The organism is Cryobacterium inferilacus, from assembly GCF_019599185.1.
GTDB lineage: Bacteria > Actinomycetota > Actinomycetes > Actinomycetales > Microbacteriaceae > Cryobacterium > Cryobacterium inferilacus.
On record NZ_JAIEUL010000001.1, the window covers coordinates 159,390 to 184,478 of the forward strand.

The 25,089-nt window shown below is 67.9% G+C and carries 23 protein-coding genes and 1 pseudogene; 14 read left to right on the forward strand and 10 right to left on the reverse strand.

Annotated features, from left to right (window positions below):
* Positions 1 to 113: 113 nt before the first annotated feature.
* Positions 114 to 1,016 (forward strand): sulfurtransferase, encoded by a 903-nt coding sequence (locus K2F54_RS00750; RefSeq protein WP_220603931.1) that lies wholly within the window; start codon positions 114 to 116, stop codon positions 1,014 to 1,016.
* A 42-nt stretch (positions 1,017 to 1,058) separates the two neighbouring features.
* Positions 1,059 to 1,505: a SufE family protein gene (locus tag K2F54_RS00755; protein ID WP_220603932.1), complete on the forward strand. Its 447-nt coding sequence runs from the start codon at positions 1,059 to 1,061 to the stop codon at positions 1,503 to 1,505.
* A 15-nt stretch (positions 1,506 to 1,520) separates the two neighbouring features.
* On the opposite strand, the gene K2F54_RS00760 is transcribed toward K2F54_RS00755, so the two are convergent.
* Positions 1,521 to 2,741, reverse strand: coding sequence for an alpha/beta hydrolase family protein (locus K2F54_RS00760; protein ID WP_220603933.1), 1,221 nt, complete (start codon positions 2,739 to 2,741; stop codon positions 1,521 to 1,523).
* Between the two features lie 64 nt (positions 2,742 to 2,805).
* On the opposite strand from K2F54_RS00760, the pseudogene K2F54_RS18975 reads away from it, so the two are divergent.
* From K2F54_RS18975 to K2F54_RS00785, 5 genes and pseudogenes are all read left to right on the forward strand, one after another.
* Positions 2,806 to 3,360: pseudogene (locus K2F54_RS18975) on the forward strand (DUF3000 domain-containing protein); the annotation flags it as partial.
* Positions 3,361 to 3,931: 571 nt separating this feature from the next.
* The gene (locus K2F54_RS00770) at positions 3,932 to 5,113 is read left to right on the forward strand and encodes an HRDC domain-containing protein (RefSeq protein ID WP_308287457.1); all 1,182 of its coding nucleotides are present in this window, start codon (positions 3,932 to 3,934) and stop codon (positions 5,111 to 5,113) included.
* A 77-nt stretch (positions 5,114 to 5,190) separates the two neighbouring features.
* Complete coding sequence (locus K2F54_RS00775) at positions 5,191 to 6,396, forward strand: thiolase family protein (protein ID WP_220603936.1); 1,206 nt, start codon at positions 5,191 to 5,193, stop codon at positions 6,394 to 6,396.
* A complete protein-coding gene (locus K2F54_RS00780) occupies positions 6,393 to 8,558 on the forward strand; it encodes a 3-hydroxyacyl-CoA dehydrogenase NAD-binding domain-containing protein (protein ID WP_220603937.1) in 2,166 nt (721 codons plus the stop codon). Before K2F54_RS00775 ends, K2F54_RS00780 begins: the two co-directional genes overlap by 4 nt.
* Before the next feature lie 92 nt (positions 8,559 to 8,650).
* Positions 8,651 to 9,823 carry an IS30 family transposase gene (locus tag K2F54_RS00785; protein WP_255576542.1) on the forward strand — a complete coding sequence of 391 codons (1,173 nt, stop codon included), beginning with the start codon at positions 8,651 to 8,653 and terminating at the stop codon, positions 9,821 to 9,823.
* 51 nt (positions 9,824 to 9,874) lie between these two features.
* Here the strand turns inward: K2F54_RS00785 and dxs are convergent, their stop codons facing one another.
* The 5 genes from dxs to dut all read right to left on the reverse strand — a co-directional run bounded on the left by dxs (position 9,875) and on the right by dut (position 17,041).
* Positions 9,875 to 11,842: a 1-deoxy-D-xylulose-5-phosphate synthase gene (dxs, locus tag K2F54_RS00790; protein ID WP_220603938.1), complete on the reverse strand. Its 1,968-nt coding sequence runs from the start codon at positions 11,840 to 11,842 to the stop codon at positions 9,875 to 9,877.
* 114 nt (positions 11,843 to 11,956) lie between these two features.
* Entirely contained in the window at positions 11,957 to 14,776 is a 2,820-nt protein-coding gene (gene acnA / locus K2F54_RS00795) for an aconitate hydratase AcnA (protein ID WP_308287436.1), read from the reverse strand.
* 178 nt (positions 14,777 to 14,954) lie between these two features.
* Positions 14,955 to 15,728, reverse strand: coding sequence for a DUF3159 domain-containing protein (locus tag K2F54_RS00800; RefSeq protein WP_220603939.1), 774 nt, complete (start codon positions 15,726 to 15,728; stop codon positions 14,955 to 14,957).
* Between the two features lie 21 nt (positions 15,729 to 15,749).
* Positions 15,750 to 16,388, reverse strand: a complete 639-nt coding sequence (locus K2F54_RS00805) for a DUF3710 domain-containing protein (RefSeq protein ID WP_220604140.1) — start codon at positions 16,386 to 16,388, stop codon at positions 15,750 to 15,752.
* A 143-nt stretch (positions 16,389 to 16,531) separates the two neighbouring features.
* Entirely contained in the window at positions 16,532 to 17,041 is a 510-nt protein-coding gene (dut, locus tag K2F54_RS00810; RefSeq protein ID WP_220603940.1) for a dUTP diphosphatase, read from the reverse strand.
* A 38-nt stretch (positions 17,042 to 17,079) separates the two neighbouring features.
* Here dut and K2F54_RS00815 point away from each other — a divergent pair, with 38 nt between their 5' ends.
* Positions 17,080 to 17,535 carry a DUF3093 domain-containing protein gene (locus K2F54_RS00815; protein WP_220603941.1) on the forward strand — a complete coding sequence of 152 codons (456 nt, stop codon included), beginning with the start codon at positions 17,080 to 17,082 and terminating at the stop codon, positions 17,533 to 17,535.
* A gap of 6 nt (positions 17,536 to 17,541) precedes the next feature.
* Here K2F54_RS00815 and K2F54_RS00820 read toward each other — a convergent pair whose 3' ends face one another.
* Complete coding sequence (locus K2F54_RS00820; protein WP_066599570.1) at positions 17,542 to 17,835, reverse strand: DUF4193 domain-containing protein; 294 nt, start codon at positions 17,833 to 17,835, stop codon at positions 17,542 to 17,544.
* A gap of 196 nt (positions 17,836 to 18,031) precedes the next feature.
* On the opposite strand from K2F54_RS00820, the gene sepH reads away from it, so the two are divergent.
* From sepH to K2F54_RS00845, 5 genes are all read left to right on the forward strand, one after another.
* Positions 18,032 to 19,138, forward strand: a complete 1,107-nt coding sequence (gene sepH, locus K2F54_RS00825) for a septation protein SepH (protein WP_220603942.1) — start codon at positions 18,032 to 18,034, stop codon at positions 19,136 to 19,138.
* A gap of 89 nt (positions 19,139 to 19,227) precedes the next feature.
* Complete coding sequence (locus tag K2F54_RS00830; protein WP_220603943.1) at positions 19,228 to 19,563, forward strand: DNA glycosylase AlkZ-like family protein; 336 nt, start codon at positions 19,228 to 19,230, stop codon at positions 19,561 to 19,563.
* Positions 19,564 to 19,585: 22 nt separating this feature from the next.
* Entirely contained in the window at positions 19,586 to 20,347 is a 762-nt protein-coding gene (locus K2F54_RS00835) for a DNA glycosylase AlkZ-like family protein (protein WP_308287458.1), read from the forward strand.
* 83 nt (positions 20,348 to 20,430) lie between these two features.
* Positions 20,431 to 21,468 carry an FUSC family protein gene (locus K2F54_RS00840; RefSeq protein ID WP_255576543.1) on the forward strand — a complete coding sequence of 346 codons (1,038 nt, stop codon included), beginning with the start codon at positions 20,431 to 20,433 and terminating at the stop codon, positions 21,466 to 21,468.
* A gap of 9 nt (positions 21,469 to 21,477) precedes the next feature.
* Complete coding sequence (locus K2F54_RS00845) at positions 21,478 to 22,176, forward strand: TMEM175 family protein (RefSeq protein ID WP_220603945.1); 699 nt, start codon at positions 21,478 to 21,480, stop codon at positions 22,174 to 22,176.
* A gap of 111 nt (positions 22,177 to 22,287) precedes the next feature.
* Here the strand turns inward: K2F54_RS00845 and K2F54_RS00850 are convergent, their stop codons facing one another.
* Complete coding sequence (locus tag K2F54_RS00850) at positions 22,288 to 22,848, reverse strand: YceI family protein (RefSeq protein WP_220603946.1); 561 nt, start codon at positions 22,846 to 22,848, stop codon at positions 22,288 to 22,290.
* 171 nt (positions 22,849 to 23,019) lie between these two features.
* On the opposite strand from K2F54_RS00850, the gene K2F54_RS00855 reads away from it, so the two are divergent.
* The gene (locus K2F54_RS00855; protein WP_220603947.1) at positions 23,020 to 23,859 is read left to right on the forward strand and encodes an oxygenase MpaB family protein; all 840 of its coding nucleotides are present in this window, start codon (positions 23,020 to 23,022) and stop codon (positions 23,857 to 23,859) included.
* On the opposite strand, the gene K2F54_RS00860 is transcribed toward K2F54_RS00855, so the two are convergent.
* Both K2F54_RS00860 and K2F54_RS00865 read right to left on the reverse strand, forming a co-directional pair.
* Entirely contained in the window at positions 23,856 to 24,416 is a 561-nt protein-coding gene (locus K2F54_RS00860) for a hypothetical protein (RefSeq protein ID WP_220603948.1), read from the reverse strand. The two genes, K2F54_RS00855 and K2F54_RS00860, sit on opposite strands and share 4 nt — an antisense overlap.
* 61 nt (positions 24,417 to 24,477) lie before the next feature.
* Entirely contained in the window at positions 24,478 to 25,044 is a 567-nt protein-coding gene (locus K2F54_RS00865) for a hypothetical protein (RefSeq protein WP_220603949.1), read from the reverse strand.
* Positions 25,045 to 25,089: the final 45 nt, after the last annotated feature.

Sequence of the window (25,089 nt, forward strand, 5' to 3'; positions counted from 1 at the left end):
ATCGGTGGGGGCTTCATCCTTGTAAGCCTTGAGAAGATGTCCACCAGCCTAAATGCTGGTTCAGCAGTGCCGGAACGCCGTTCGCGTTCGCCGGCCCACCGGGAGGAAACACCGTGAGCGTTCAAACCGATCCGTCCCCAGCTTTCGCCGAGTACGCGCATCCGGAGCGTCTCGTGTCGACCGACTGGCTGCAGGAGCACCTGGGCACCCCCGGCCTGGTGGTGGTCGAGTCCGATGAGGACGTGATCCTGTACGAGACCGGACACATTCCCGGCTCGGTCAAGATCGACTGGCACACCGACCTCAACGACCCCGTCGAGCGCGACTACATCGACGGTACGGCCTTCGCCGCGCTGCTGGGCCGCAAGGGCATCAGCAGGGACAGCACCGTGGTGATCTACGGCGACAAGAGCAACTGGTGGGCGGCTTACGCGCTCTGGGTATTCACCCTGTTCGGCCACGACGATGTTCGGTTGCTCGACGGCGGGCGCCAGAAGTGGCTGGCAGAGGGCCGGGAGGTCACGACCGCACCGGAGTCCGCCGATCCGACCGAGTACCCCGTGGTGGAGAGGGTCGACGCGCCCATCCGGGCCTTCAAGGAAGACGTGCTCGCGCACCTCGGCCATCCGCTGATCGACGTCAGGTCGGCAGAGGAATACACCGGTGAACGCACCACTGCCCCTGCGTACCCCGAGGAGGGTGCCCTCAGGGCCGGGCACATCCCCTCCGCGGTTTCCGTGCCGTGGGCGCGGGCGGCGGCCGAGGACGCCACCTTCCGCTCGCGCTCCGAGCTGGACGCCATCTACCGCGGCGAGGTCGGCCTCACCGATGAGGCGCCCGTGATCGCCTACTGCCGCATCGGCGAACGCTCCAGCCACACCTGGTTTGTGCTCACCCATCTGCTGGGAATCCCCCAGGTGCGAAACTACGACGGCTCTTGGACAGAGTGGGGCAGCGCCGTACGGGTGCCGATCGTGCAGGGCGCAGATGCCGGTGCCGCTCCGGCACCCCGATGACCCGATTCCAGCCGTGCCCGAGACCGTGGGAGGATCGTACCGATGACAACGCCTGACCTTCCCGACCAGCTCGCCGAGATCCGCGAGGACTTCCTGGCCCTCGAGCAACCGGACCGGCTGCAACTGCTGCTGGAATTCTCCAACGAGCTGCCCGGTCTGCCCGAGCGCTACCGCGACCATCCTGACCTCTTCGAGCGGGTCGTGGAGTGCCAATCACCCGTATTCATCTTCGTCGAGGTCGATTCGGACGCTCTCGTGCACCTGTATGCCACGGCACCGGCGGAGTCCCCCACCACGCGTGGATTTGCGTCGATCCTGGCCCAGGGGCTCGACGGGCTCACCGTCGACGCCGTGCTGGCCGTCCCGGATGACTTCCCGCAGACCATCGGCCTCACCCAAGCGGTCTCGCCGCTGCGGCTGCGCGGTATGACGGCGATGTTGGGTCGCACCAAACGCCAGCTGCGGGAGCGCACGGCCGCCTCGGCCTGACCGAGACAGCGTTCGTCAGTTCCCCGGTCCGAGCGCCGGGCGAGCCGAGTCCAGCTCGGTCAGCCAGGTCAGGATTGCCCGGTTCCACGCGGCGGGATCGTAATTCCAGAGTTTGGTGTGTCTGGCCACGGAGAACGGCACCAGGGTGACGATGTCCGGGCGGCGTTCCGCCAGCCGCCTGGACGGCGTCGACGGCACGAACCCGTCATCGTCGCTGTGCAGGATGAGGATCGGCAGGCTGAGGTCGTCGGCCCTGGCGACGAAATCGAGCCGGGGGAAGTCGATCGGCAGGTGCAGGCCAGTGACGACCCGGCCCCAGCGACGACCCATCACCGTCAGTGCGCCGCGCACAACCAGTGCCGGGAGCCGTAACAGCACGGCCTGATAGGCCACGACATCCGCCCAATCGATCACGGGTGATTCCAGCACGATGCCCAGCAGGCGCCCGTCATGGACGGCCCTGGTCGCGGCCTGCAGGGAGATCGCTCCTCCCATCGACCAGCCCATCAGGACGATCCCGGTGGCACCGTGGCGCACGGCGAAGTCGATGGCCGCCTCCACGTCACGCCATTCCGTGTCTCCCAGGCCGAATCGGCGGTCGGCGCTGGGTGGGGCCTCGCCGTCGTTGCGGTAGGAGATCAGCAGCGAGGTGTAGCCGGCTGCGTGGAACACCGGCAGCGCACGCAGAGTCTCGTGGCGACGCACCCCGCGCCCGTGCACCTGGATCACCCAACGGCCGGAGGGCGAGTCGGACGGGATGAGCCACGCCGGAGCGTCACCACGATCGGTGCTCACGGTGACGTTCTCGAAGTCCAGCCCCAGGTCCCACGGCCCCAGGAACGAATATCCGCCCAGACGACCAGCGGACGCGCTGACGAGATCACCGAAATCGACATTCATGATGCGGCGGGTGACCCTGGTGGCGGTACTGTGCAGGATTGCGCCCAGCCGGGCGTGCCCGGCATCCCGTGCGAACCAGAAACTGTAGTCGCCAGGCAGCACCGAGTCCGCCGTGGCGGCGAGGGTGATCGTGCCGTTCTCGAGGTCGACAGCGTGCACCCTGGTGTCGTCGGCGCGCGAGGTGGGCGGGGTCACGATGCGGCGGGCCATGACACCGGCCAATACCCCCACGGCGACCGTTCCGGCCGCGGCCACGGCGGCCATCGCACCGATGAGCACCAGCCCGGCTGACGCCAGCGATGGGGCGCCCTGTGGTGCTGGCTCGTTCCGGCCCATGCCTACCTCCGCACTGTTCGGCGTGCCTCGCACCAGCGCACGGAAAAAACTCTAGTCTGCAGACGTGCCCGATACAGAGGATGAGCCCCACCGCCCTGCGCCGTTCGCCGCAGCGCTCGACGCCATCCGGCACGCGCGGCCGCGCGCCGAGCTGGTTGTCACCGAGATTTCGGCACCAGGAAACCTCGCCCCGTACGCCGTCGCGCTGTCGGCAGACGTCGCACCGGTACGGCACGGCAGCGATTCTGATTTCGGCACGGGACGGTTCATTCTGCTCTACGACCCCGACGAACCCGACAGCTGGGGCGGACCGTTCCGGGTGGTGTGCTTCGCCCAGGCTCCGCTGGAGACCGATATCGGTGTTGACCCCTTCCTCGCCGAGGTCGCCTGGGCCTGGCTCGTCGACGCCCTGGACAGCCGCGGCGCCGTGTACACCGCCGCCTCAGGCACCGCCACCAAGATCCTCTCCTCCGGGTTCGGGGAACTCGCCCGTCAGGGCGACGGCGCCCAGATCGAACTGCGCGCGTCCTGGAGCCCATTGGACAGCGACCTCGCCACCCATGTCGAGGGCTGGGGTGAGTTGCTCTGCATGCTCGCCGGACTGCCGCCGGCGGGAGAGATGCCTCAGCCGCCGCGCGGCACCCATCCCGCCGGTTCCGACGCACCGCGACCAGACGACGACCAGAGGAAGGGAATCGATCTCGGACCGCGAGGCCGAATCGGGCCGACCTCAGAGGGAGGGCGGCGAAACGGGCCGGGAATGCATACGCTGGAAGTGGTCGCCACCGGCCCCGAACCCGATGGCATGGAATTGGTCGGTGTCGACAGCACCGATCTCGATACGCGCGGCGCCGACAGCGCCGGCAGGGAGACCGTGGGAATGAACGCCGTGGGACTGAACACCGTGGGAATTGAAGCCGTGGGACTTGGCGCCGTGGGACTGGACGCCGTGGGACTGGGCGCCCAGGCAGCACGCATCGGCGGTGGCGGTCCCGCCGGACCCGTCGCGGGCGGCAACGGCTTCGTCGACCACGAGGGGATTGCAGCCGTATCACTCCACGCGGCGGCACCGGCCACATCGGGCGTTGCGGATCTCTCGGCACGCCGTGCAGCCCGTGGCTGATGACACGGTTCCGGCCCGAACGAGCGCTGCCGGCACCGTCGCTGCCCACACCGCCGCCGGACACCAGGTGATCGATACCCGGTCCGGGTACCTGGCGGCCGTCGACGCACTCCTGGCCGGCTCAGGCCCCGTCGGCATCGACGCCGAACGTGCCTCGGGCTTCACCTACTCCCAGCGGGCATATCTGATTCAGGTCTACCGGCGGGACGCCGGCACCTTCCTCTTCGACCCGCCCGCAATCGGCGACTTCACGGAGCTCAACACGGCCCTGGCGGCCGAGGAGTGGATCCTGCACGCGGCCAGCCAGGACCTCGCCTGCCTGCGCGAGGTGGGCCTGGACCCGAGTCGGATCTTCGACACCGAACTCGCCGCACGGCTGCTGGGTCTCCCCAGGGTCGGGCTCGGCACCGTCGTGGACGAGCTCCTCGGCATCCACCTGGCCAAGGAGCATTCGGCCGCCAACTGGTCGACCCGCCCGCTCCCGGAGAGCTGGTTGGTCTACGCCGCGCTTGACGTCGAGCTCCTGCCCGACCTCCGCGACCGCATGGTCGAACTCCTCGTCGAATCCGACAAGACCGGCATCGCCGACCAGGAATTCGCCGCGGTCCTGGCCAAGGAGGCCAAACCCGCCAGAGCCGAACCGTGGCGCCGGCTGTCCGGCCTGCACTCGGTGCGTGGCCAACGCAATCTGGCCGTCGCTCGCGAACTCTGGGTCGCCAGGGACGCGTTGGCGCAGGACCTCGACGTCTCCCCCGGCCGACTGGTCCCCGACGCCTCCCTGGTAGCTGCCGCCCGGCTGCTCCCGGCAACGCGCAGCGCCCTCGCCGAGCTGCGTGAGTTCAACGGTCGCGCCAGTAGAACCGAACTCGACCGTTGGTGGGCCGCTATCCAGCGCGGCCTCGCCAGCGCAGACCTGCCGTCGATGAAGGCCAACGGCGATACCCTGCCGCCGCCCCGTGCCTGGGCGGACCGGAATCCGGACGCCGACCTACGGTTCAAGGCCGCCAGAGCGGCGTTGACCTCGATCTCCGAAGACCGGGCGGTGCCGCTGGAGAACCTGCTCACCCCCGAGCATCTTCGCCGTGTGGCCTGGCAGCCGCCGAACCCCGCGGACGCGGAGGCACTCGGAGACGCGCTCGCCGCCCTGGGCGCTCGCCCGTGGCAGATTGAGGCGACTGCACAACTAATCGCGGATGCCTTTGTGGAAGTCCACCAAAGCGGCGACGTGCCTCCCGAGCCGGTTTCGTAGGAAGAGTCAAAGGATTCCCTCCGGTTAATCCGTCACCCTAGGATCGTGCGATACCTGTTTTGAGTGATGGAGGCAAAGTGGCCGAGAGAACTGAAGTCGTCTTCGTGGACGGTGTTCGTACCCCGTTCGGTCGGGCTGGCGAGAAGGGTATGTACTGGAATACCCGCGCCGACGACCTGATCGTGAAGGCGATCACCGGATTGATGGAACGCAACCCGAATGTGCCGGGTGAACGCATTGACGATGTCGCGATCGCCGCGACCACCCAGACCGGAGACCAGGGCCTGACCCTGGGCCGCACCGCGGCGCTGCTCGCCGGGTTGCCGGTCTCTGTGCCTGGCTTCGCGATTGATCGGATGTGCGCGGGAGCGATGACCTCGGTGACCACCATGGGCGCCGCAATCGGCTTCGGCGCGTACGACCTGGCCATCGCCGGCGGTGTGGAGCACATGGGGCGGCACCCGATGGGTGCCGGCGTTGATCCCAACCCCCGGTTCCTGAGCGAACGACTGGTCAGCGAGGACGCGCTCAACATGGGTGCCACCGCCGAGCGGATCCACGACAGGTTCCCCGCGTATACCAAGGAACGCTCAGACCGTTTCGCGCTGCGCAGCCAGCAGAAGGTCGCTGCGGCCTACGCGGCCGGAAAGATCCAGCCCGACCTGATTCCCGTCGCGACCCGCAGCGAGAGCGGTTGGGGCCTGGCAACCCGCGATGAGGCCCCGCGACCGGAGACGACCCTGGCCGGCCTCGCGGGCCTGAAGACCCCGTTCCGGCCGCACGGTCGCATCACCGCCGGCAACGCCTCCGGCCTCAACGACGGCGCAACGGCGTGCCTGCTGGCCAGCGGCGCCACCGCCAAGGAACTGGGCCTCAGCGTCAAGATGAAGCTGGTCAGCTTCGCCTTCGCCGGCGTAGAGCCGGAGGTCATGGGTCTGGGGCCCGTGCCCTCCACCGAGAAGGCCCTGCGCAAAGCCGGCCTCTCGATCACCGACATCGGCCTCTTCGAGCTCAACGAGGCCTTCGCCGTTCAGGTGATCTCCTTCCTCGACCACTTCGGCATCGACGACGACGACCCCAGGGTCAACGAGTACGGCGGTGCGATCGCCATCGGGCATCCGCTCGCCTCATCGGGCGTGCGCCTGATGAACCAACTCGCCCACCAGTTCGCCGAGCACCCCGAGGTGCGTTACGGCCTGACGGCCATGTGCATCGGCCTCGGCCAGGGCGGCACCGTCATCTGGGAAAACCCGCACTTCAACAAGAAGGCAGCCAAGCGATGACCGACACGACCTCCACCGACTACGCCGCGCTCGACTTCGGACCGCTCGTCGTGCTCTCCGACGACGAAGTCGTCACCCGCTCCCTCGTCCGCGACGTGCCACTCTCCGGGGGCCGCACCCTGGCCCTCGTGACGCTGGACAACGGCCGCGACCACACCAGGCCCAACACGCTGGGCCCGGTCACCCTGCTCGAATTCAGCGCCGTCATGGACGAGCTCACCGCCCGCGCTGCACGGGGCGAGATCCACGGCGTGGCCGTGACCGGCAAGCCGTTCATCCTCGCGGCCGGCGCCGACCTGAGCAAGGTCAGCGAGATCCCGTCCCGCGAGGTGGGCAAGTTGCTCGCCCAGCTCGGTCACTTCGCCCTGGGCAAGCTCGGTACGCTCGGTGTGCCGTCGTTCGTGTTCATCAACGGCCTCGCCCTCGGTGGCGGCCTCGAGGTGGCCCTGAACGCCGATTACCGCACCGTCGACGAGACCGTGCCGGCCATCGCACTGCCGGAGGTCTTCCTCGGGCTGATCCCCGGTTGGGGCGGGTCATACCTGCTGCCCAACCTGGTCGGCATCGAGAACGCCCTCAAGGTGATCATCGAGAACCCGCTCAAGAACAACCGCACCCTGACCGGAGCTGACGCTCTCAAGCTGGGCATTGCCGACAGAATGTTCCGGTCGGTGACCTTCCTCGAAGACTCGATCCGATGGGCCGACGGTGTCATCGCCGGCCGGGAGAAGGTGTCGAGGCCCAACGCCCCCGGCAAGGTCGAGCGCCTGGTCAAGTGGGATGCGGCCGTCGGTATCGCGCGCAAGATGCTCGAGTCCCGCATCGGAACCGTCGCAGCATCCCCGTATGCGGCCCTTGACCTGATCAAGGCCGCCAAGTCAGGTACCAAGGCCGAGGCCTTCGCCCGGGAGGACGATGCCCTCGCCGACCTCATCTCCGGCGACCAGCTGCCCGCCAGCATCTACGCCTTCAACCTCGTGCAGAAGCGTGCGAAGCGGCCAGCCGGCGCCCCTGACAAGGCGCTGGCCCGCCCGATCGGCAAGGTCGGCGTGATCGGGGCCGGCCTGATGGCCAGCCAGTTCGCCCTCCTCTTCGTGCGTCGGCTCCGGGTCCCAGTCGTCATCACCGACTTGGACCAGGCCAGGGTCGACAAGGGCGTGGCGTACATCCACGGCGAGATCGCCACGCTGCAGGACAAGGGCCGAATCACCTCAGACGAAGCCAACCGTCTGCGCGCCCTGGTGACCGGCACCACCGACAAGGCCGACTTCGCGGATGCCGACTGGGTCATCGAGGCCGTCTTCGAAGAACTCGGCGTGAAGCAGGATGTCTTCGCCGAGATCGAGAAGCACATCTCCCCCACCGCCATTCTTGCGACGAACACGTCGTCACTGTCGGTGGAGCAGATCGGTGCGAAGCTGGCCCACCCGGAACGGCTGGTCGGTTTCCACTTCTTCAACCCGGTGGCCGTGATGCCGCTGATCGAGGTCGTGAACACGCCGGCCACCGATGAGGTGACCCTGTCCACGGCCATGGTGATCGCGGCCAAGCTGCGTAAGAACGCCGTCATCACCCGCGACACCCCCGGGTTCGTGGTGAACCGGGTACTGGCCAAACTGCTCGGCGAGGCCATGCACGCGGTGGACACCGGCACCCCGTTCGAGGTCGTCAACGGGGCACTGGCGCCGTTCGGGTTGCCGATGACCCCGTTCGAGCTGCTTGAGCTCGTCGGCCTCAAGGTGGGCGCACACGTGCTGGACACCCACCACCTTGCGTTCCCCGACCGGTTCTTCGAGAGCACCAACCTGCACAGGCTCGCCGAGCACGGCACCATCCTTGACCGCAACGCCAAGGGCGTGGTGACCGGATTCGACAGAGGCGCGGTGAAGATCGTGGCCGGCGGAAAAGACCCGATGACCGCCGAGCAGATTCTGCGCCGGGTGGAGGACGGCCTGGCCGACGAGATCAAGCGGATGCTGGACGACGACGTGGTGCACGCGCCGGAGGACATCGACCTCTGCATGTTGCTCGGCGCCGGCTGGCCGTTCCAGATGGGCGGGGTCACCCCGTACCTCGACCGGGTCGGCGCGAGTGAGCGGGTCTTCGGTGGGACGTTCCACACCCCGATGATTCGGGGCGTCGGCGCCGCGGTGCCCGCCTAGCTTCACCCGCACGAACTGCTCCTTTAACGGACAATTGCACCCCTTGGGTTCAAGGGGTCGTTGCAACACCTGAGTGATTTGAGGTGTTGGCCATGGGTGGTCGTTTGGGATTTCCGCGTGAGGTGCGCCGCCGGTTCTGGGAGGAACTCAGAGCCGGCGGCACGGTGACGGATGAGGCCGCTAGGGCGGGCGTGAATCGGTCGACGGCGGCGAACTGGGTCAGCCAAGCTGGCGGGGTGATCCCGCCGCGCGTGAGCCCCTCGAACCGTTTGACGTTCCTCGATCGGGAGGAGATCTGGTTCGGGCAGTCTAAGGGCGAGAGTATGCGTTCGATCGCGACCCGTCTGGGTCGGGCGCCGTCAACGATCAGCCGAGAGCTGCGCGGCGGGATGACTGGGCGTGGGTATCGACCGTCGTTCGCTGAGCAGAGTTCGCGGGATCGAGCGCGCAGACCTCGTGGCGGGAAACTGGCCCAGAACGACCGGTTGCGTGACTACGTGCAGACTGGGTTGAGCGCCGAACACAGCCCGGAACAGATCAGTCTGCGGTTGCGGCGGGACTTTCCCGATGAGCTGGAGATGCGGGTGTCGCACGAGACGATCTACCAGGCCCTGTATGTTCAGGGTCGCGGCCAGCTGCGCCGTGAGCTAGCGACGGCGCTGCGCACTGGCCGAACGCTCCGCAAGTCTCAGGGACGGCAGCAACCAGGGTCACGCATCCGCGACATGGTAATGATCGCCGACCGGCCCGAAGAAGTCGAAGATCGCGCGGTGCCCGGCCACTGGGAAGGGGACCTCATCACGGGCGCCGGGAACGCGTCAGCGATCGGCACCCTGGTCGAGCGGGCGACGGGGTACTTGATGCTGCTGCACCTGCCCGAAAAGCACGGCGCGATCGAGGTTCGCGACCAGATGATCCTCGCGATCGAGAGGATGCCCGCCGAGTTGCGCAAGACGGTGACCTGGGATCAAGGCATCGAGATGGCCAAGCACAAAGAAATCAGCATCGCTACCGGCATCGACATCTATTTCTGCGACCCGCACTCGCCCTGGCAGCGCGGCTCGAACGAGAACACCAACGGGTTGCTCCGGCAGTACTTTCCCAAAGGCACCGACCTCTCCGGCTACCACCCCGAGTACCTCGAATTCGTCGCCGACAAGCTCAACGACCGACCTCGCAAACGACTCGACGCGGCCACCCCGAGAGAAGCCCTCCATCAGCTACTCTCGGACCTAGAAACCGGCAGTGTTGCATCGACCGGTTGAATCCACCCCCGGTGTACCGGGTGCAATTGTCCGTTTCGGTAACAGCTGTGGTCAGTCGCGGGGGGCGCGCTGCAGCGGGACGGTGCCCGTGTCGGAGCGGGCCGCTTGGGCGTCGGCCGGCAGTGCGCGGGCGTGCGGCAGCTTGCTGCCCAGCACCATCGCCACGACATCGCGGGCGATGTGCTGCGGGGTGAGGCCGACCTGCTCGAGGATCTCGGCGCGGGTGCCGTGGTCGAGGAACTCGTCGGGCAGGCCCAGCTCGGTCACCGCCGTATCGACGCCGGCTTCACGCAGGTCCTGGCGGATGCGGGTTCCGATTCCGCCGACCCGGATGCCGTCCTCGATGCTCACGACGATGCGGTGCTGGGCGGCCAACTCGATGATGCTCTTCGGCACGGGAACGACCCAGCGCGGGTCGACGACCGTGGCACCGATTCCCTGGGCGGCGAGACGCTCGGCCACCTCGAGACCCATGCCGGCCATCGGTCCGACCGTGACGATCAGCACATCCTGCTGGCTGCTGCGCAGGAGCACATCCACGCCGTCGGACAGGCGTTCGAGGGCGTCGAACTCGACGCCAGTGCTGCCCTTGGGAAAGCGCAGCACGGTGGGGCCGTCGTCGACGAGAACGGCCTCGCCGAGCTCCTCACGGAGGCGCGTGGAGTCCCGCGGCGCTGCGAGACGGATGTTCGGTATGACCTGGAGGATGGCGAGGTCCCACATGCCGTGGTGGCTGGGGCCATCCGGTCCGGTGACTCCGGCCCGGTCCAGAACGAAGGTGACGCCGGCGCGGTGCAGGGCGACATCCATCAGCACCTGGTCGAAGGCACGGTTGATGAAGGTGGCGTACAGGGCCACCACCGGATGCAGGCCGCCGAACGCGAGGCCGGCGGCGCTCGTCACGGCGTGCTGCTCTGCGATGCCGACATCGTGCACCCGGTCGGGGAATCTCTCGGCCATCTTGTGCAGCCCGGTGGGCCGCAGCATGGCCGCGGTGATCGCGACCAGCTTGGGGTCGGCGGTGGCCAGATCCAGCAGTTCGTCGGCGAAGACGGAGGTCCACGACGGGGCACCGGCTGACTCCGTCGGCTCCCCGGTCTCCGGGTCGATCACGCCGACGGCGTGGAACTGGTCGGCGACGTCCTGCATGGCAGGGTCGTAACCCTTGCCCTTCTGGGTGATGGTGTGCACGATCACGGGAGCGCCGTAGTCCTTGGCCTGGCTGAGCGCCTCGAGCATGGCTTCCATGTCGTGACCGTCGACGGGGCCGATGTATTTGATGTCGAGGTTGGAGTAGAGCGCCTCGTTGTTGCTGAACCGGCTGAGGAACCCGTGCAGACCACCGCGGACGCCGCGGAAGACCGCCCGTCCGGGAGCTCCCATGTGGTCGAAGGCCTCCCGGCTGGTGAGGTAGGCGGCCTTGTAGCTGCGGCGGAGGCGCACGGTGTTGAGGAACCGGGCCATGCCACCGATGGTGGGCGCGTATGAGCGACCGTTGTCGTTGACGACGATGATCAGTCGACGGTTGTTGTCGTCGCTGATGTTGTTCAGGGCTTCCCAGGTCATGCCGCCGGTGAGGGATCCGTCCCCGACGACCGCGATGACGTGCCGGTCGCTCTGGCCGGTCATCTCGAACGCCCTGGAGATGCCGTCCGCCCAGGACAGCGAGCTCGACGCGTGCGAGGACTCGACGATGTCGTGCTCGGACTCCCGGCGCTGCGGGTAGCCCGCCAGGCCGCCCCGTTGGCGCATCCGGCTGAAGTCCTGTCGGCCGGTGAGCATCTTGTGCACGTAGGACTGGTGACCGGTGTCGAAGACGATGGCGTCGCGCGGCGAATCGAACAGCCGGTGGATGGCGATGGTCATTTCCACCACGCCGAGGTTGGGACCCAGGTGACCGCCGGTCTTGGAGACCTCCGCAACGAGGAAGGCACGAACCTCGGCGGCGAGTTCCACCAGCTGGTCCTTCGTGAGTCCGTCAAGGTCCCTCGGACCGTGGATCGTCTCCAGAAGGGTCATGGGCACTACCTTTCGCGTGTGATGCAACGAACGACTCACCGGACGCAAAACTGGCGCGCAGTTCGGATTCCCCGAGTCTACGCGCCAGTTTGCGGCGTATCTGCGAATTCCCGGTTAGACGACGAGAGAGCGCAGAACGTACTGCAGGATGCCGCCGTTGCGGTAGTAATCCGCCTCACCGGGGGTATCGATACGCACGACCGCGTCGAATTCGACGGTGGCCTTGCCGGGGGCGGAGTGCTCGGTCGGCGTAGCGACGACGCGCACGGTCTTGGGCGTGCGGCCCTCGTTGAGCTCCTCGATGCCCGAGATGCTCACGGACTCCGTGCCGTCCAGGCCGAGCGAGGCCCAGCTCTGTCCGGCGGGGAACTGCAGCGGAACCACGCCCATGCCGATGAGGTTGGACCGGTGGATGCGTTCGAAGCTCTCGGTGATGACGGCCTTGACGCCCAGCAGGCTGGTGCCCTTGGCCGCCCAGTCGCGCGACGAACCCGAGCCGTACTCCTTGCCACCGAAGATCACCAGCGGGGTTCCCGCAGCCTGGTAGTTCTGGCTGGCGTCGTAGATGAACGACTGCGGCGCATCCGGCTTGGTGAAGTCGAGGGTGTAGCCGCCCTCGACGCCGTCCAGCAGCTGGTTGCGCAGCCGGATGTTGGCGAAGGTGCCACGGATCATGATCTCGTGGTTACCGCGCCGGGAGCCGTAGGAGTTGAAGTCGCTTCGGTCGACGCCGTGCTCCATCAGGTAGGCACCGGCCGGGCTGTCGGCCTTGATGTTGCCGGCCGGGCTGATGTGGTCGGTGGTGACGGAGTCGCCGAGCTTGGCGAGCACGCGGGCGCCGCTGATATCGGTGACCGGGCTGGTTTCCAGGGTCATGCCGTCGAAGTACGGGGGCTTCCGCACGTAGGTGGACTGCGGGTCCCACTCGAAGACCTCGCTGTCCGGCGTGGGCAGTGCGCGCCAGCGCTCGTCGCCCTCGAAGACCTCGCCGTACTCCTTGGTGAACATGGCGGTGTCGATCGAGCTGTCGATGGTGGCCTGCACCTCGGCGGAGTCCGGCCAGATGTCCTTGAGGAACACCTCGGCGCCGTCGCTGCCGATGCCCAGGGCGTCGGTCTCGAAGTCGAAGTTCATCGATCCGGCCAGCGCGTAGGCGATGACCAGCGGCGGGCTGGCGAGGTAGTTCATCTTCACGTCCGGGCTGATCCGGCCCTCGAAGTTGCGGTTGCCAGAGAGCACAGCGGTGACGGCGAGGTCGTTGTCGTTGATCGCGGCGGACACCTCGTCGATCAGCGGACCGGTGTTGCCGATGCAGACCGTGCAGCCGTAGCCGACGGTGTAGAAACCGAGGGCCTCGAGGTCGTCGGTGAGGCCGGCCTTGGCGTAGTAGTCGGTGACGACCTTGGAGCCAGGCGCCAGGGTGGTCTTGACCCAGGGCTTGGACTTCAGGCCCTTCTTGACCGCGTTGCGAGCCAGCAGGCCTGCCGCCAGCATCACGGACGGGTTGGAGGTGTTGGTGCACGAGGTGATGGCCGCAACGGCCACGGCGCCGTGGTCCAGGGTGTACTTGGCGCCGTCGGCGGTCGTGATCGGCACGGGGCTCGACACCGAGACCGGCGCGTGGCTCACGTGGCTGTGCGCAATCTCGTGGGCGCTCTCTTCGTCTTCCGCGGTGAACCCGATCGGGTCGGAGGCCGGGAAGGAGGCCTCGACGGCTTCGTCAACCCTGGACATGTCGTGGCTGGCGTAGTTCTGCAGGTCGATCTCGAACTGGGTCTTGGCGTTACTGAGTTCGACCCGGTCCTGCGGACGCTTCGGGCCGGCGATCGAAGGCACGACGGTGCCGAGGTCGAGCTCGAGGTATTCGCTGAAGGTGGGTTCCTGAGCCGGGTCGTGCCACAGGCCCTGCAGCTTGGAGTATGCCTCGACCAGGGCGACCTGGTCTTCGCTCCTGCCGGTGAGGCGCAGGTAGTCCAGGGTGACGTCGTCGATGGGGAACATGGCGGCGGTGGAGCCGAACTCGGGGCTCATGTTGCCGATGGTGGCGCGGTTGGCCAGCGGCACCTGGGCGACGCCTTCGCCGTAGAATTCCACGAATTTGCCGACCACGCCGTGCTTGCGCAGCATCTGGGTGATGGTGAGCACCACGTCAGTGGCGGTGACGCCGGTGGGGATGGCGCCGTTGAGCTTGAAGCCGACGACCTTGGGGATCAGCATCGACACGGGCTGGCCGAGCATGGCCGCCTCGGCCTCGATGCCGCCGACGCCCCAGCCGAGAACGCCGATGCCGTTGACCATGGTGGTGTGCGAGTCGGTGCCGACGCAGGTGTCCGGGTAGGCGCGCAGGACGCCGTTCACCTCGCGGGTGAAGGTGACGCGGGCCAGGTACTCGATGTTGACCTGGTGCACGATGCCGGTCCCGGGCGGAACGACCTTGAAGTCGTTGAAGGCGGTCTGACCCCAGCGCAGGAACTGGTAGCGCTCACCGTTGCGCTGGTACTCGAGCTCGACGTTGCGCTCGAGGGCGTTCTCGCTGCCGAACAGGTCGGCGATGACGGAGTGGTCGATGACCATCTCGGCCGGGGCGAGCGGGTTGATGGTGTTGGGGTCGCCACCGAGGGCGGCGACGGCCTCACGCATGGTGGCGAGGTCGACGATGCAGGGCACGCCGGTGAAGTCCTGCATGATCACCCGAGCCGGTGTGAACTGGATCTCGGTGTCGGGGTCGGCCGTCGGCACCCAGGCGCCGAGGGCACGGATGTGGTCGGCGGTGATGTTGGCGCCGTCCTCGGTGCGGAGAAGGTTCTCCAGCAGCACCTTGAGGCTGAACGGGAGCTTCTCGAATCCCTCGACGGCGTCCAGACGAAAGACCTCGTAGTCTGTCGAACCGACGCGCAGGGTGTCCCGAGCTCCAAAACTATTAACTGCAGACACGATGTCCTCTCCTTTGTGGAAACCGACGGAATACCGTCCGCAATCCCCAATCCTGACTATGGGACGCCCGCAATCGCCAGCAAGGGTAGCCTTACCAAACTATCTTGACGTCAAGATAACTATACCACCTCGACCCCCAGCGAAGCCGTGGCGCGCGCTCTGCCCAGAGCTACGCAGGCTAGTCCGTGGTGGGGGTTTTCGGGTTCGCTCCGGCGGTCGCCGCGTACACCGAACGCACCATCAGCCAGGACAGCACGAGGAGCGGCGCGTACAGCGGGATCCCCATCAGCAGCTTGGTCGCACCGAGCCACTCGATGTTGCCGGCGTAGTAGAGCGGCAGCTGTACGGCCAGGCGCAGGATGAACAGGCCGGCCCACATGAAGGTGAGGATCGCGAAGACCCGACGCTTGGACGGGTCGCTGCGCCACGCGAGCTGTTCCCCCATCAGGTAGCCCACCCCGACACCGATCAGTGGCCAGCCGATCAGGGCGCTGACCAGGAGGACGGCGCCGTAGACGCCGTTGGTCCAGAACCCGGGCAGGTAGAAGTCCTCCGCCCGACCCGTGAGGAGGGCGAGCACCGCGCTGATACCGATGCCGACGAGCCCGCCCACGGCCTGGGTGACCGTCTGCTTCTTGGCCAGTCTGAGCACGAAGAACACCACGCCGATGGCCACGGAGGCGACCAGCGCGGGCACGAGGTCCCTGGTGAGGGTGTACGCCACCAGGAAGACCAGTCCGGGCAGGACGGCCTCAACCACTCCGCGCACCCCGCCCATGGCGGCCATCAGGGCGTGGCCGCTGATCGGTTCGCCCTCTGCGGCCGGGCTGAACCCGGCTCGCCTGGCGGCGGCGGCCATACTGTCGGCCAGTGCCCCGCCCGCTGAGGCGTTGGTCTCGGTTTCGGCCGGTCGGCGGCTCTCCGGGTCTGTGGGTGAAGGGGAGTCGGTCATGGGGTGTCCGTCACCTGGTGGCTAGGCGCCGGTGGGCTCGGTGCTGCCGGCGGGAGTGGCGGGCATCCGCAGCGGGATGAGGTCACGGGGCGGCATCGGCGACGAGCCGCGCACCACGACGATGCTGCGGAACAGGTCCTCAATTGCGGCGGCGGCCTTCGGGTTGATGGCGCCCTCCCCCGCGATGACACCGCGCAGGAACCAGCGCGGCCCGTCAACGCCGATGAACCGAGCGAGCCGGGTGGTGCCGGAGGGACCCTGGCCGGCGGCGACCGGGATCTCGGCGACGAGTTCCGGGCCGAACGGGCCCTCGCGAGGGGTGGTGGACCCACCCTGCTTGGCGATCTGGTCGGCGATCTGGGTGCGGATCTCGTTCCAGAGGCCGCTGGAGCGCGGTGCGGCGAACGGCTGCACCTGCAGGGTGGAGCCGGCGTAGTCCAGACCGATGGCCACGACCCGCTTGCTGCCCTCCTCGATTTCGAGGCGCAGGTGCAGGCCTTCCCTGGGCAGGATCTTGACCCCGCCGAGGTCGACGTACGGCCGCACCGGGTTGGCTTCCGCCTCGTCCAGCGGGCCGTCGATGTCCCGGTTCTCCGGCGCGGACTTGGCCGTGGGGTCCTCGGTCTGCTCGTCGACCTCCGCCGGGGCCGTCTCGGCCAGGTCGGTCGCCGTGCTCTCGTCGGTCACCGTCGGCACGGCTGCGTTCTTGCGGGCCTTCTTCTCGGCCTTCTCAGCCTTTTTGGCGGCCTTGGTGTCGGCCTTGGTGTCGGTACTCGAGCGCGTGTCGGGATTCACGTTGTCACTCACAGGTTTTCTCCGCTCTGCTGGGCAGCCGCCGGATGCGGCGCCGCACTGGTGGGTGGGGTGGCGGCACCACGAGGCGCAACGCCGGTCGAACCGAAGCCGCCGTCGCCGCGCTGACTACCGGGAAGCCGTTCGACGGGGATGAACTGGGCGCGGACCACCGGCGACACGATGAGCTGGGCGATCCGGTCGCCGACGGCCACGGTGAACGCAGCGGCGCTGTCGGTGTTGAGCAGGCAGACCTTGATCTCACCCCGGTAGCCGGCGTCGACGGTGCCGGGTGAGTTGACCACGGTCACGCCGTGTTTGGCGGCGAGGCCGCTGCGCGGCACGACGAAGGCGGCGTAGCCATCCGGCAGGGCGATGGACACCCCGGTGCCGACGAGTGCCCGTTCGCCGGGGGCCAGGACAAGCGCCTCAGCGGCGTGGAGGTCGGCTCCGGCGTCTCCCGGATGGCAGTATGTCGGGAGAACGGACGCTGTAATCAGGACTTCGACGCTTTCGGACACGTGTCGAGGGTAGTGCAGTTATCTGATCGAATAGAGCCATGCCCGAATATCGCGAAAAACTCTGGCCATCCCCGTGGCTCTTCGTCATCATCGCCCTCGTCATCCCCGCGAGCCTGCTGGTGTTCCTGCCGATCTCACCGCTCGCCGGTGTGCTCACAGCGGCCGGTCTCTACCTCGGCAGCGCCGCGCTGTTGGTGCTGGCCTCCCCCACCGTGCGGGTAGCCGACGGCACCCTTACGGCCGGACGGGCGAGTATCGACACCAGCCTGCTCGGCGACGCCGTGCCGCTGGAGGGGAGCGAGGCCGCCCTCGAACGTGGCCAGCGGCTGGATGCTCGCGCCTGGCTGTTGATCCGCGGCTGGATCGCCCCCGTGGTGCGGGTTCCGCTGACCGACCCCACCGACCCGGCACCGTACTGGCTGATCTCCAGTCGCCGCCCACAGAAAATGGCCGCCGCGATCAATGGATCGCGACGGCCAGCATCAAGTAACTAAGCGCGCTTAGGCGTCGCACTCCAGGCAGACCGGGCCGAGCTTGGTCTCGTGCGACATCTGCGACCGGTGCTTCACGAGGAAGCACTCCACGCAGGTGAACTCGTCGGCCTGCGGGGGCAGGACGACGACGTCGAGGTCGAGGTCGGACAGATCGGCGCCCGGAAGGTCGAAACCACCGGGATTGTCGGAGTCGTCAACATCAACGACTCCGCTCATCTTGTCGGGTACACGCTCCTTGAGGGCCTCGATCGACTCTGAGTCGTCTTCGGTCTTTCGCGGTGCGTCGTAATCGGTTGCCATGCCCATCCATTTCATTAACGCCGATAAACGAAATCGGCGGCCATAGTTTGCAACAATCCGTGCGGAATAGCAAACCAATCACCAACCTCTCAGGTTGGCAATGACAGCAACTTGCGGCACGCCCGCAGTATTCCCCCGTTTTGGTCACTTTGCATGGCAAGGTTGGGCCATCAGTGATCGCGAGAGGGCTTTCGCCATGCAGGATTTGAAAGTTATCGGAGTCGAGAACGGCGCGCTGCTTGCAGCGTCAGAGGAGGGTGATCGTTTTAGGATCCCCATCGATGCGGTTCTCCAGTCCCGGCTTCGCCAAACCCAGACGGATGCGTCCGTCCGGCCCAAGTTGTCGCCCCGGGAGGTGCAGGCGCATATCCGTGCCGGCATGTCCGCGGAGGACGTGGCGGCGGTGACCGGCGCGTCGATCGACTTCGTGCGCAGGTTCGAGGGGCCGGTGGTCGCCGAGCGCGAGTACATCGTCTCCTCGGCGCTCAGCGTTCCGGTCCACGCCGCCATCGACCCGGAGCCGCTGGACGAGCCCGCCAACTTCGGCAGCGTCATCCGCGAACGTCTGGCTTCGCTGGGCGCGTCGAATGAGCGCTGGGCGAGCTGGAAGGAACCCGGCGCCGGTTGGATTGTGAAGCTCGCTTTCACGGCCGACGACATCGACCACGATGCCCGCTGGGCTTTCGAACCCAAGAAGAACGCCCTCTCGCCGATCGGCAGCGAGGCCATCGCGCTCTCTCAGCAGGGCGAGCTCAAGGGTGCCCTCATTCCGCGTCTGCGCGCCGTCGGCGCCGAGACCAGCCTCGCCGACGTGAGCCGTTTCGACAGCGGCGCCTTCACGTTCAAGGAGTCCCTCGCGGACGACATCCTCAACGACACCGCACCCCTGCACGAGGCGGTGCCGTACAACCGTTCGTCCGGTACCACCGAGGCCGTGTCCAAGGCGGCCATCAAACGAGCCGCTGAGCCGGCCAACAGCCTGAGCGAAACCGCGGATCTTCTCGAATCGCTGCGCCGCCGTCGCGGTGAGCGCGAAGCCGCCGCCGTGGTCACCGACACACCGGCGGCCCCGGAGGTCCGTACGGAACGCGCCCCCGCTGAGGCAGCGGTGCGTCGGGTGGACGAGAAGGCACCGGAGCCTGAGGCCGCCACGGCCACCCCGGAGCCGGCCCGCAGCGTCTGGGCCAGCCAGGCCGCCACCGGCCAGCCCCGCGCCGCGCAGACCGGACGTCGCGGTCGCGCCTCGATGCCCAGCTGGGACGAGATCGTCTTCGGCGCCCGCACGGATGACGACCTGGCCTGAGCCACACCGGCTGACGACAGCACGCCGGCAGCCAGAACACGTTGACGGCGCTGGCTGCCGAAACCGGTAGACCCTGCCACCCTGGTCGCATGACCCGCGCGACCCGCACCGACATCACCCGACGACGTCTGATCAGCCAGGGGCTCGCCGGGCCTGCGGCAGCCCTCGGCCGGGATCCGGCCCAGGTCGTCGACAGGCTCCTCGCCGTGCAGGCGCAGGACCTCCGCTGGGCCAAGTGGGCCGTGGGGGTGCGTGCCCCCGGCACCACCTCCGCCGACATCGACACCCTTCTCGACACGGGTCGGGTCGTTCGGTCCTGGCCGATGCGGGGAACACTGCACCTCGTGCCGGCAGAAGATCTGGGCTGGATGCTCGCGCTCACGACGCCCCGACTGTGGGGGGGGCGCGGCGACCCGCCGCCGTGAACTCGGCCTGGACGACGTCACCATCGAACGCGCCAGGGACGTTGCCACGGCCGAGCTCGCCGGCGGCCGGGAACTCAGCCGCGCCGATTTCCTGGCTGCGCTCGCTCGCCACGGCATCAGCACCGCCGGGCAGCGCGGCTACCACCTGATCATGCACCTGGCCCAGTCCGGCACCCTCTGCTGGGGACGCCAACTCGACGCCCAGCAGATGCTGGTGCTGCTGGAGGACTGGGTGCCCACACCCCGACGGTTGGAGCACGATGAGGCGCTGGGTGAGTTCCTGCTGCGCTATCTGGCCGGCCACGGTCCGGCTCCCCTCACCGACTTCGCCTGGTGGTCCCAGCTGACCATGGCGGCCGCCGGCACGGCCCTGGCGGTCGCCGGTGAGCGGTTGACCGCTCTCGAGGTGGACGGCGTGCGGTACCTGTACCCCCGGTCGAGTGATCTGGGCCCCGTGGGTCGGGCGGCCCCCGGGCGCGGACGGGACGCGGTGTTGGCACTGCCGGGATTCGATGAGTACCTGCTCGGCTACCGAGATCGCTCCCTCGCGATCGATCCGGCCAAACTGTCGCGTGTCATCCCGGGCAAGAACGGCATCTTCCTGCCCCTCCTGGTACAGCACGGCCGGGTCGTGGGTACCTGGCGCCGGCACTGGCAGCCACGGCAGATCACGGTCGAGCCCGAGCCGTTCACACCGTTGTCCCCCACCGCCGCAGGGCAGGTGCAGCGGTCGTTGCAGGACTACGCCAGGTTTCTGGGTCGCGAGGTGCAGGTACGGCCGTGAACGGATGCCGACCAGCGGAGGGGCCGCCGGGGCCTCGGTCCGCACCGGTGCCGATCGTGCGCCCCGTGCCGGCCTTGTACCCTATGACAGTGCGAATAACGGCCAGCCTGCGAGTGTCCAGACGGATCCCCCTTCTGCAGACCCTCAAGACCTCCGTGGCCGTGGCCGTGGCCTGGATCATCTCGCAGTGGTTGCTTCCGGGCGAACTGCCCATTTTTGCCGCGATGGCCGCGATCTTCGTGGTCCAGCCCAGTGTCAACCAGTCATTGGGCCGGGCCCTTGAGCGCAGTCTCGGAGTGGTGGGCGGGGTGCTGGTGGCTCTCGCCATCGGCATCCTGTTCGGCCAGGACAGCCTGATCGTGCTCTCGGCGACGATCGTCTGCATCCTGCTCGCCTGGGCGCTCAAGCTCTCCCCCGGCTCGGCGAATCAGATCCCGATCAGCGCGATGCTCGTGCTGACCCTGGGCGCCGCGACCCCGACCTACGCCAGGGACCGCATCATCGAGACGATCCTGGGGGCCGCGATCGCCGTCATCGTCAACGCCCTGATCGTGCCCCCGGTGCTGCTCACTCCGGCCCACGACGCCGTCACCCGCCTCACCGACGAGGTCGCCGCCACCTTCGACCGGGTGGCCAACGCGCTGCTGAGCCCGCAGAAGTACGCCGACCTCGAGACCCTGATGATTCAGGCCCGCCTGCTTCGGCCCATGCTCACGAAGGCGGAGAAGGCCATCAGCCAGGCCGAAGAGAGCCTCACACTCAATCCGCGTCAGTCCAGGCACCGCGAGGTTCTCGACGCCGACACCGCGCTCTACGCCCGGCTCGTGCCCCTCGTCACCCGCGCCCTGGGCATGACCCGCGCACTACGTGACCACTACGACGAATCCCTGCACCTCGAACCCACCGTGCAGGCGTTCTCGATCGAGCTCGAGCGAGCGGCCCACGACCTGCGGCTGCTCGCCACGGCCCCCGCCACCGTCTCGGCGGCAGCACCCGTCGTCGAACCACTGGCGCTCACGGCACCGTTGACGATCATGACCCCGCATCCGCAGCACTGGATCCTGATCGGCGCGCTGATGGAAGACCTGCGACGGGTACGCGAGGAGATCACCGGCGAGTAGGCTGCCCGCATGCCGAGCACATCGGGGCCAGGGCCTGGCCGCACGCCCCCCGATGATCGGCCGAGCGCCGACCGACGCACCGTGCTCTCCACCAGGCGGCTCGAGTCCTACACCGACGGTGTCTTCGCGATCGCGGCCACCCTGCTGGTGCTCAATCTCTCGGTCGACGGGTTCCGCGCCGTTCGCACGGATGCCGATTTCCTGAACCAGCTCGTCAGCGTGGCACCGAGCCTTCTCAACGTCGTGATCAGCTTCCTGCTGCTCAGCGTGCTCTGGCTCGTGCATGTCCGCCAGTTCGAGTTCATCCCCCGGGTGGACACCACGATCATCTGGCTCAACAATTTCCGCCTGCTCGGCGTTGTCCTGGTGCCGTTCAGCACGAGCCTGAACGACGAGTACAGCGACTTTCTGCTCGGGCGCACGCTCCTTCCGCTGAACTTCGTGCTGATCGTGGCGTTCAGCACCTGGCAGTGGTTCCACGCGAGTTCCCCGCGCCGGCACCTGGTGCACGGCGCGTCGGCGGAGGCGGTGCACAACGGCAGGGTCAATTCGATCAGCGCCCTCGCCCTCGCCGTCGGGGTCGTCCCGCTCGCGACGCTGATCGGGTCAGCGGCATTCGCGCTGTTCGCGCTCGACCCGGTCATCGCCAGGGTCTTGCGACGCCTCGGCGTGCTGCGGGCCACTCCGGACGGTGTTGTCGCCGGCTGACCCGGGCAGTGCCGAGGAACACACACCCAATTGATCACACACCTGAAACACACAACACCTTAAACACACAACGGGGACCCCACCTGGGGTCCCCGCCGTGATGGGTTCTGCTTAGGCCTGGAGTGCGCCCTGCAGTTCGAGCGTGATGGTGACCTTGTCGCCCAGCAGCACGCCGCCGGTCTCGAGAGCGGCGTTGTAGGTGAGGCCGAAGTCTTCGCGGTTGATCTCGGTCTTGGCGGTGGCACCGAACTTGTAGTTGCCGTAGGGGTCGCCGCCGAAGCCGCCGAAGTCGAAGTCGAAGGTGACCGGCTTGGTGACGCCCTTGATGGTGAGGTTGCCGTCGACGAGGTAGTCGCCCTTGACGACGCGCACGCCGGTCGACACGAAGTCGATGGTCGGGTAGGTCTCGGCGTCGAAGAAGTCGCCGGTGCGCAGGTGGCCGTCGCGGTTGGGCTCGTTGGTGTTGATCGAGGCCACGGTGGCGGAGGCGGTGACGCTGGTCTCGAGGGGGTTCTCGGTGGTGACGAAGGTGGCGTCGAAGTTCTCGAACGTGCCCTTGACCTTGCTGATCATGATGTGGCGGATGCTGAAGCCGACCGCGCTGTGCGTCGGGTCGATGGTCCAGGTTCCGGCTTTGTACCCGGGGATGGTGGTGGTGTCGATGTCGCTCATGGTGCTCCTCAAGTCCGTGGGGCAAGTGGATCCCTCACCCTCAGGTATATGCAAGCGCATACGACTCCACGTTATTCCATCCATCGCAAGAATTTCTGGGAACGATTCAGGAACGGCCGCGACCGCGTCTCGCCACGGGGAAGTAGGCTCGGTCCTTCGAGAGGACTCTTCATGCGACCCAGCCAACCGCGGCAGCCCGCACCCGGTCCCCGGACCCCGGCGCTGGGTATCCGCCAGATCGCGCCGGAGAGCGTTCTCGTGCTCGCCGGGGGTCGAGCCATCCTGCTGCAGTTGGCGAACCCCGCCGTCGGTCATGGAGTGGCCAGGCACAGCGACTTCGCCGCACGGCCGCTGGGCCGGCTGAACGGGACCCTCGCCTACGTCTACGCCGTCACCTGCGGATCCCCCATCCAGCGGGCGGCCGCGGTGCGGCGGGTCGCCCTCGCCCACCGGCCGGTCCACGGCGCGCAGGCGGCGACTTCGCCGGCCTATAACGCCTTCGATCCCGAGCTGCAACTGTGGGTGGCCGCGACCCTGTACGAGTCGGCGACGCGCATGCACGACCTGGTCTTCGGTTCCCTCGACGACGCCGACGCCGAGTCGGTCTACCGCGACTACGGCGTGCTCGGTACCGCCCTGCAGGTGCCGGCCGGAATGTGGCCGTCCGACCGTGCCGCCTTCGCCACCTACTGGCACCGCGCCACGGCCACACTGACGACCGACGCCACCACGCGTGCCGTCGCCGACCAGCTGCTCCATCCGCGCAGGGCTCCGCTCTGGTTGCGACTGGCCATGCCTGTGGCCCGGCTGATCACCACGGGGCTGCTGGATCCCGCCGAACGGGCGCTGTACGCGCTGCCCTGGTCGGCCGGTCGCCAGCGTCGGTTCGACCTGGTGCTCGGCGTGATCCGGGCGGTCTATCCCCGGCTCCCCGCCCGGCTGCGGCACGCGCCGATGCGACACTACCTCCGGGCCGAACCCACGGCCGACCCCACGATCGAACGAGCCTAGAAGAAGTCGTCCGGAGTACCGGCGGCGCGCCTGACCGCATCCGTCGAGACGCCGGCGGATTCGAGCTTGGCCAGGGCCACCCGCAACCCCGACTCCATCTGGGCGGCCCAGGCGTCGGTCTCGCGGGCGTTCTCCCGAACGGAGTCGAGCGTGGCCATGGCCTTCTCCTTGTCGGCACGTTCGGTGCCGACCTGGTGGATGCTGAGGGTGACGGCGTAGTAGGCCGCCACCATCGAGGCGATCGGCGTGGCGATCACGGCGAGGGCGATGACACTCTCGCTGGAGACGTTGACGAAGATCATGATCAGGAACGCCAGGGTCAGAACAGCGATTCCGACCAGCACGACGATGGCGGCCCGTTGAGGCGGACCGGTGCGCAGGTTCATCCCGGTGCGACTGCGGGGCGCGGTGCCGGAGGGAGCCGGGTCAGGGGCACCGATGGATGGGGCCGTCGGCTCGGCCGTCGGCATCCGCAGGCGTTCGGTGGTCGCCACCGGTTCGGCGGGCCGGTCGATCGGGCGGGTGCGGTCGAAGGGGTCGTAGTTCTGATCGGTCATCATCACTCCAGGGTCGAAAGGATGCCCTCGCGTGTGCGAGGACAGCGGACCCGGCACTGGGTCAGCCGCCGTGGTCGGGGGACGGGGGATCTTGTGCTGTCAGGGGCTGTGCTGTCGGGGGCTGTGCTGCCGAGGCCGGTTCTGCTGTGGAGGGTAGCGCGTCACCGGGCAGGAAGACCCGTTTGTAGCTTCGTCCGTCCGGCAGTTCGACGGTGCGGCTGGTGAGCTTGCCCCTGCTCACCTGCAGGTACACGGCCTGCGGGCTGACCCCGAGGCTGGCCGCGGCGTCGGCCACGGAGTGGCCGGGCAGGTCCGTCGGCACGCTGCTCGGCCGGATGCTGCGCTTGCGGCCCGCATCCAACCGGGCGGCGATCTCGGCGTCGCTGCCCTGCCACCGCCACTTCGCCGCTGTCGGTTTGAGTCCGGCAGCGTCGGCGATCTCCGGCCAGAGCGCCCCCTCGGCCAGTGCGTCCCGCACGCTCCGCAGCGCCGCAGGGTCGGCATCGAGGTGCAGCAAGACGGCGCGGATGGCACGCATCCGCTCGAGCGCCGGCGCGTCCCGGTCGGCGTCCAGGGCGGTCAGCCGCGCCAGTGCGGCGGCGGTGTCCGCGGACAGGAAGTGTCCCACTGCTGCTCCTTTGCGGGTTGTGGTGGTCGTGGTGGTCGTGGGTCA

What these genes read in the sequence shown, in the direction of transcription:
- K2F54_RS00820 (WP_066599570.1), bottom strand. Translation starts at nt 17,835, where the DNA reads ATGGCAACCGATTACGACGCACCGCGAAAGACCGAAGACGACTCAGAG.
- K2F54_RS00845 (WP_220603945.1), top strand. Translation starts at nt 21,478, where the DNA reads ATGCCGAGCACATCGGGGCCAGGGCCTGGCCGCACGCCCCCCGATGAT.
- K2F54_RS00840 (WP_255576543.1), top strand. Translation starts at nt 20,431, where the DNA reads ATGACAGTGCGAATAACGGCCAGCCTGCGAGTGTCCAGACGGATCCCC.
- K2F54_RS00760 (WP_220603933.1), bottom strand. Translation starts at nt 2,741, where the DNA reads ATGGGCCGGAACGAGCCAGCACCACAGGGCGCCCCATCGCTGGCGTCA.
- K2F54_RS00780 (WP_220603937.1), top strand. Translation starts at nt 6,393, where the DNA reads ATGACCGACACGACCTCCACCGACTACGCCGCGCTCGACTTCGGACCG.
- K2F54_RS00855 (WP_220603947.1), top strand. Translation starts at nt 23,020, where the DNA reads ATGCGACCCAGCCAACCGCGGCAGCCCGCACCCGGTCCCCGGACCCCG.
- K2F54_RS00755 (WP_220603932.1), top strand. Translation starts at nt 1,059, where the DNA reads ATGACAACGCCTGACCTTCCCGACCAGCTCGCCGAGATCCGCGAGGAC.
- K2F54_RS00800 (WP_220603939.1), bottom strand. Translation starts at nt 15,728, where the DNA reads ATGACCGACTCCCCTTCACCCACAGACCCGGAGAGCCGCCGACCGGCC.
- K2F54_RS00860 (WP_220603948.1), bottom strand. Translation starts at nt 24,416, where the DNA reads ATGACCGATCAGAACTACGACCCCTTCGACCGCACCCGCCCGATCGAC.
- dxs (WP_220603938.1), bottom strand. Translation starts at nt 11,842, where the DNA reads ATGACCCTTCTGGAGACGATCCACGGTCCGAGGGACCTTGACGGACTC.
- K2F54_RS00785 (WP_255576542.1), top strand. Translation starts at nt 8,651, where the DNA reads ATGGGTGGTCGTTTGGGATTTCCGCGTGAGGTGCGCCGCCGGTTCTGG.
- sepH (WP_220603942.1), top strand. Translation starts at nt 18,032, where the DNA reads ATGCAGGATTTGAAAGTTATCGGAGTCGAGAACGGCGCGCTGCTTGCA.
- K2F54_RS00830 (WP_220603943.1), top strand. Translation starts at nt 19,228, where the DNA reads ATGACCCGCGCGACCCGCACCGACATCACCCGACGACGTCTGATCAGC.
- K2F54_RS00815 (WP_220603941.1), top strand. Translation starts at nt 17,080, where the DNA reads ATGCCCGAATATCGCGAAAAACTCTGGCCATCCCCGTGGCTCTTCGTC.
- K2F54_RS00850 (WP_220603946.1), bottom strand. Translation starts at nt 22,848, where the DNA reads ATGAGCGACATCGACACCACCACCATCCCCGGGTACAAAGCCGGAACC.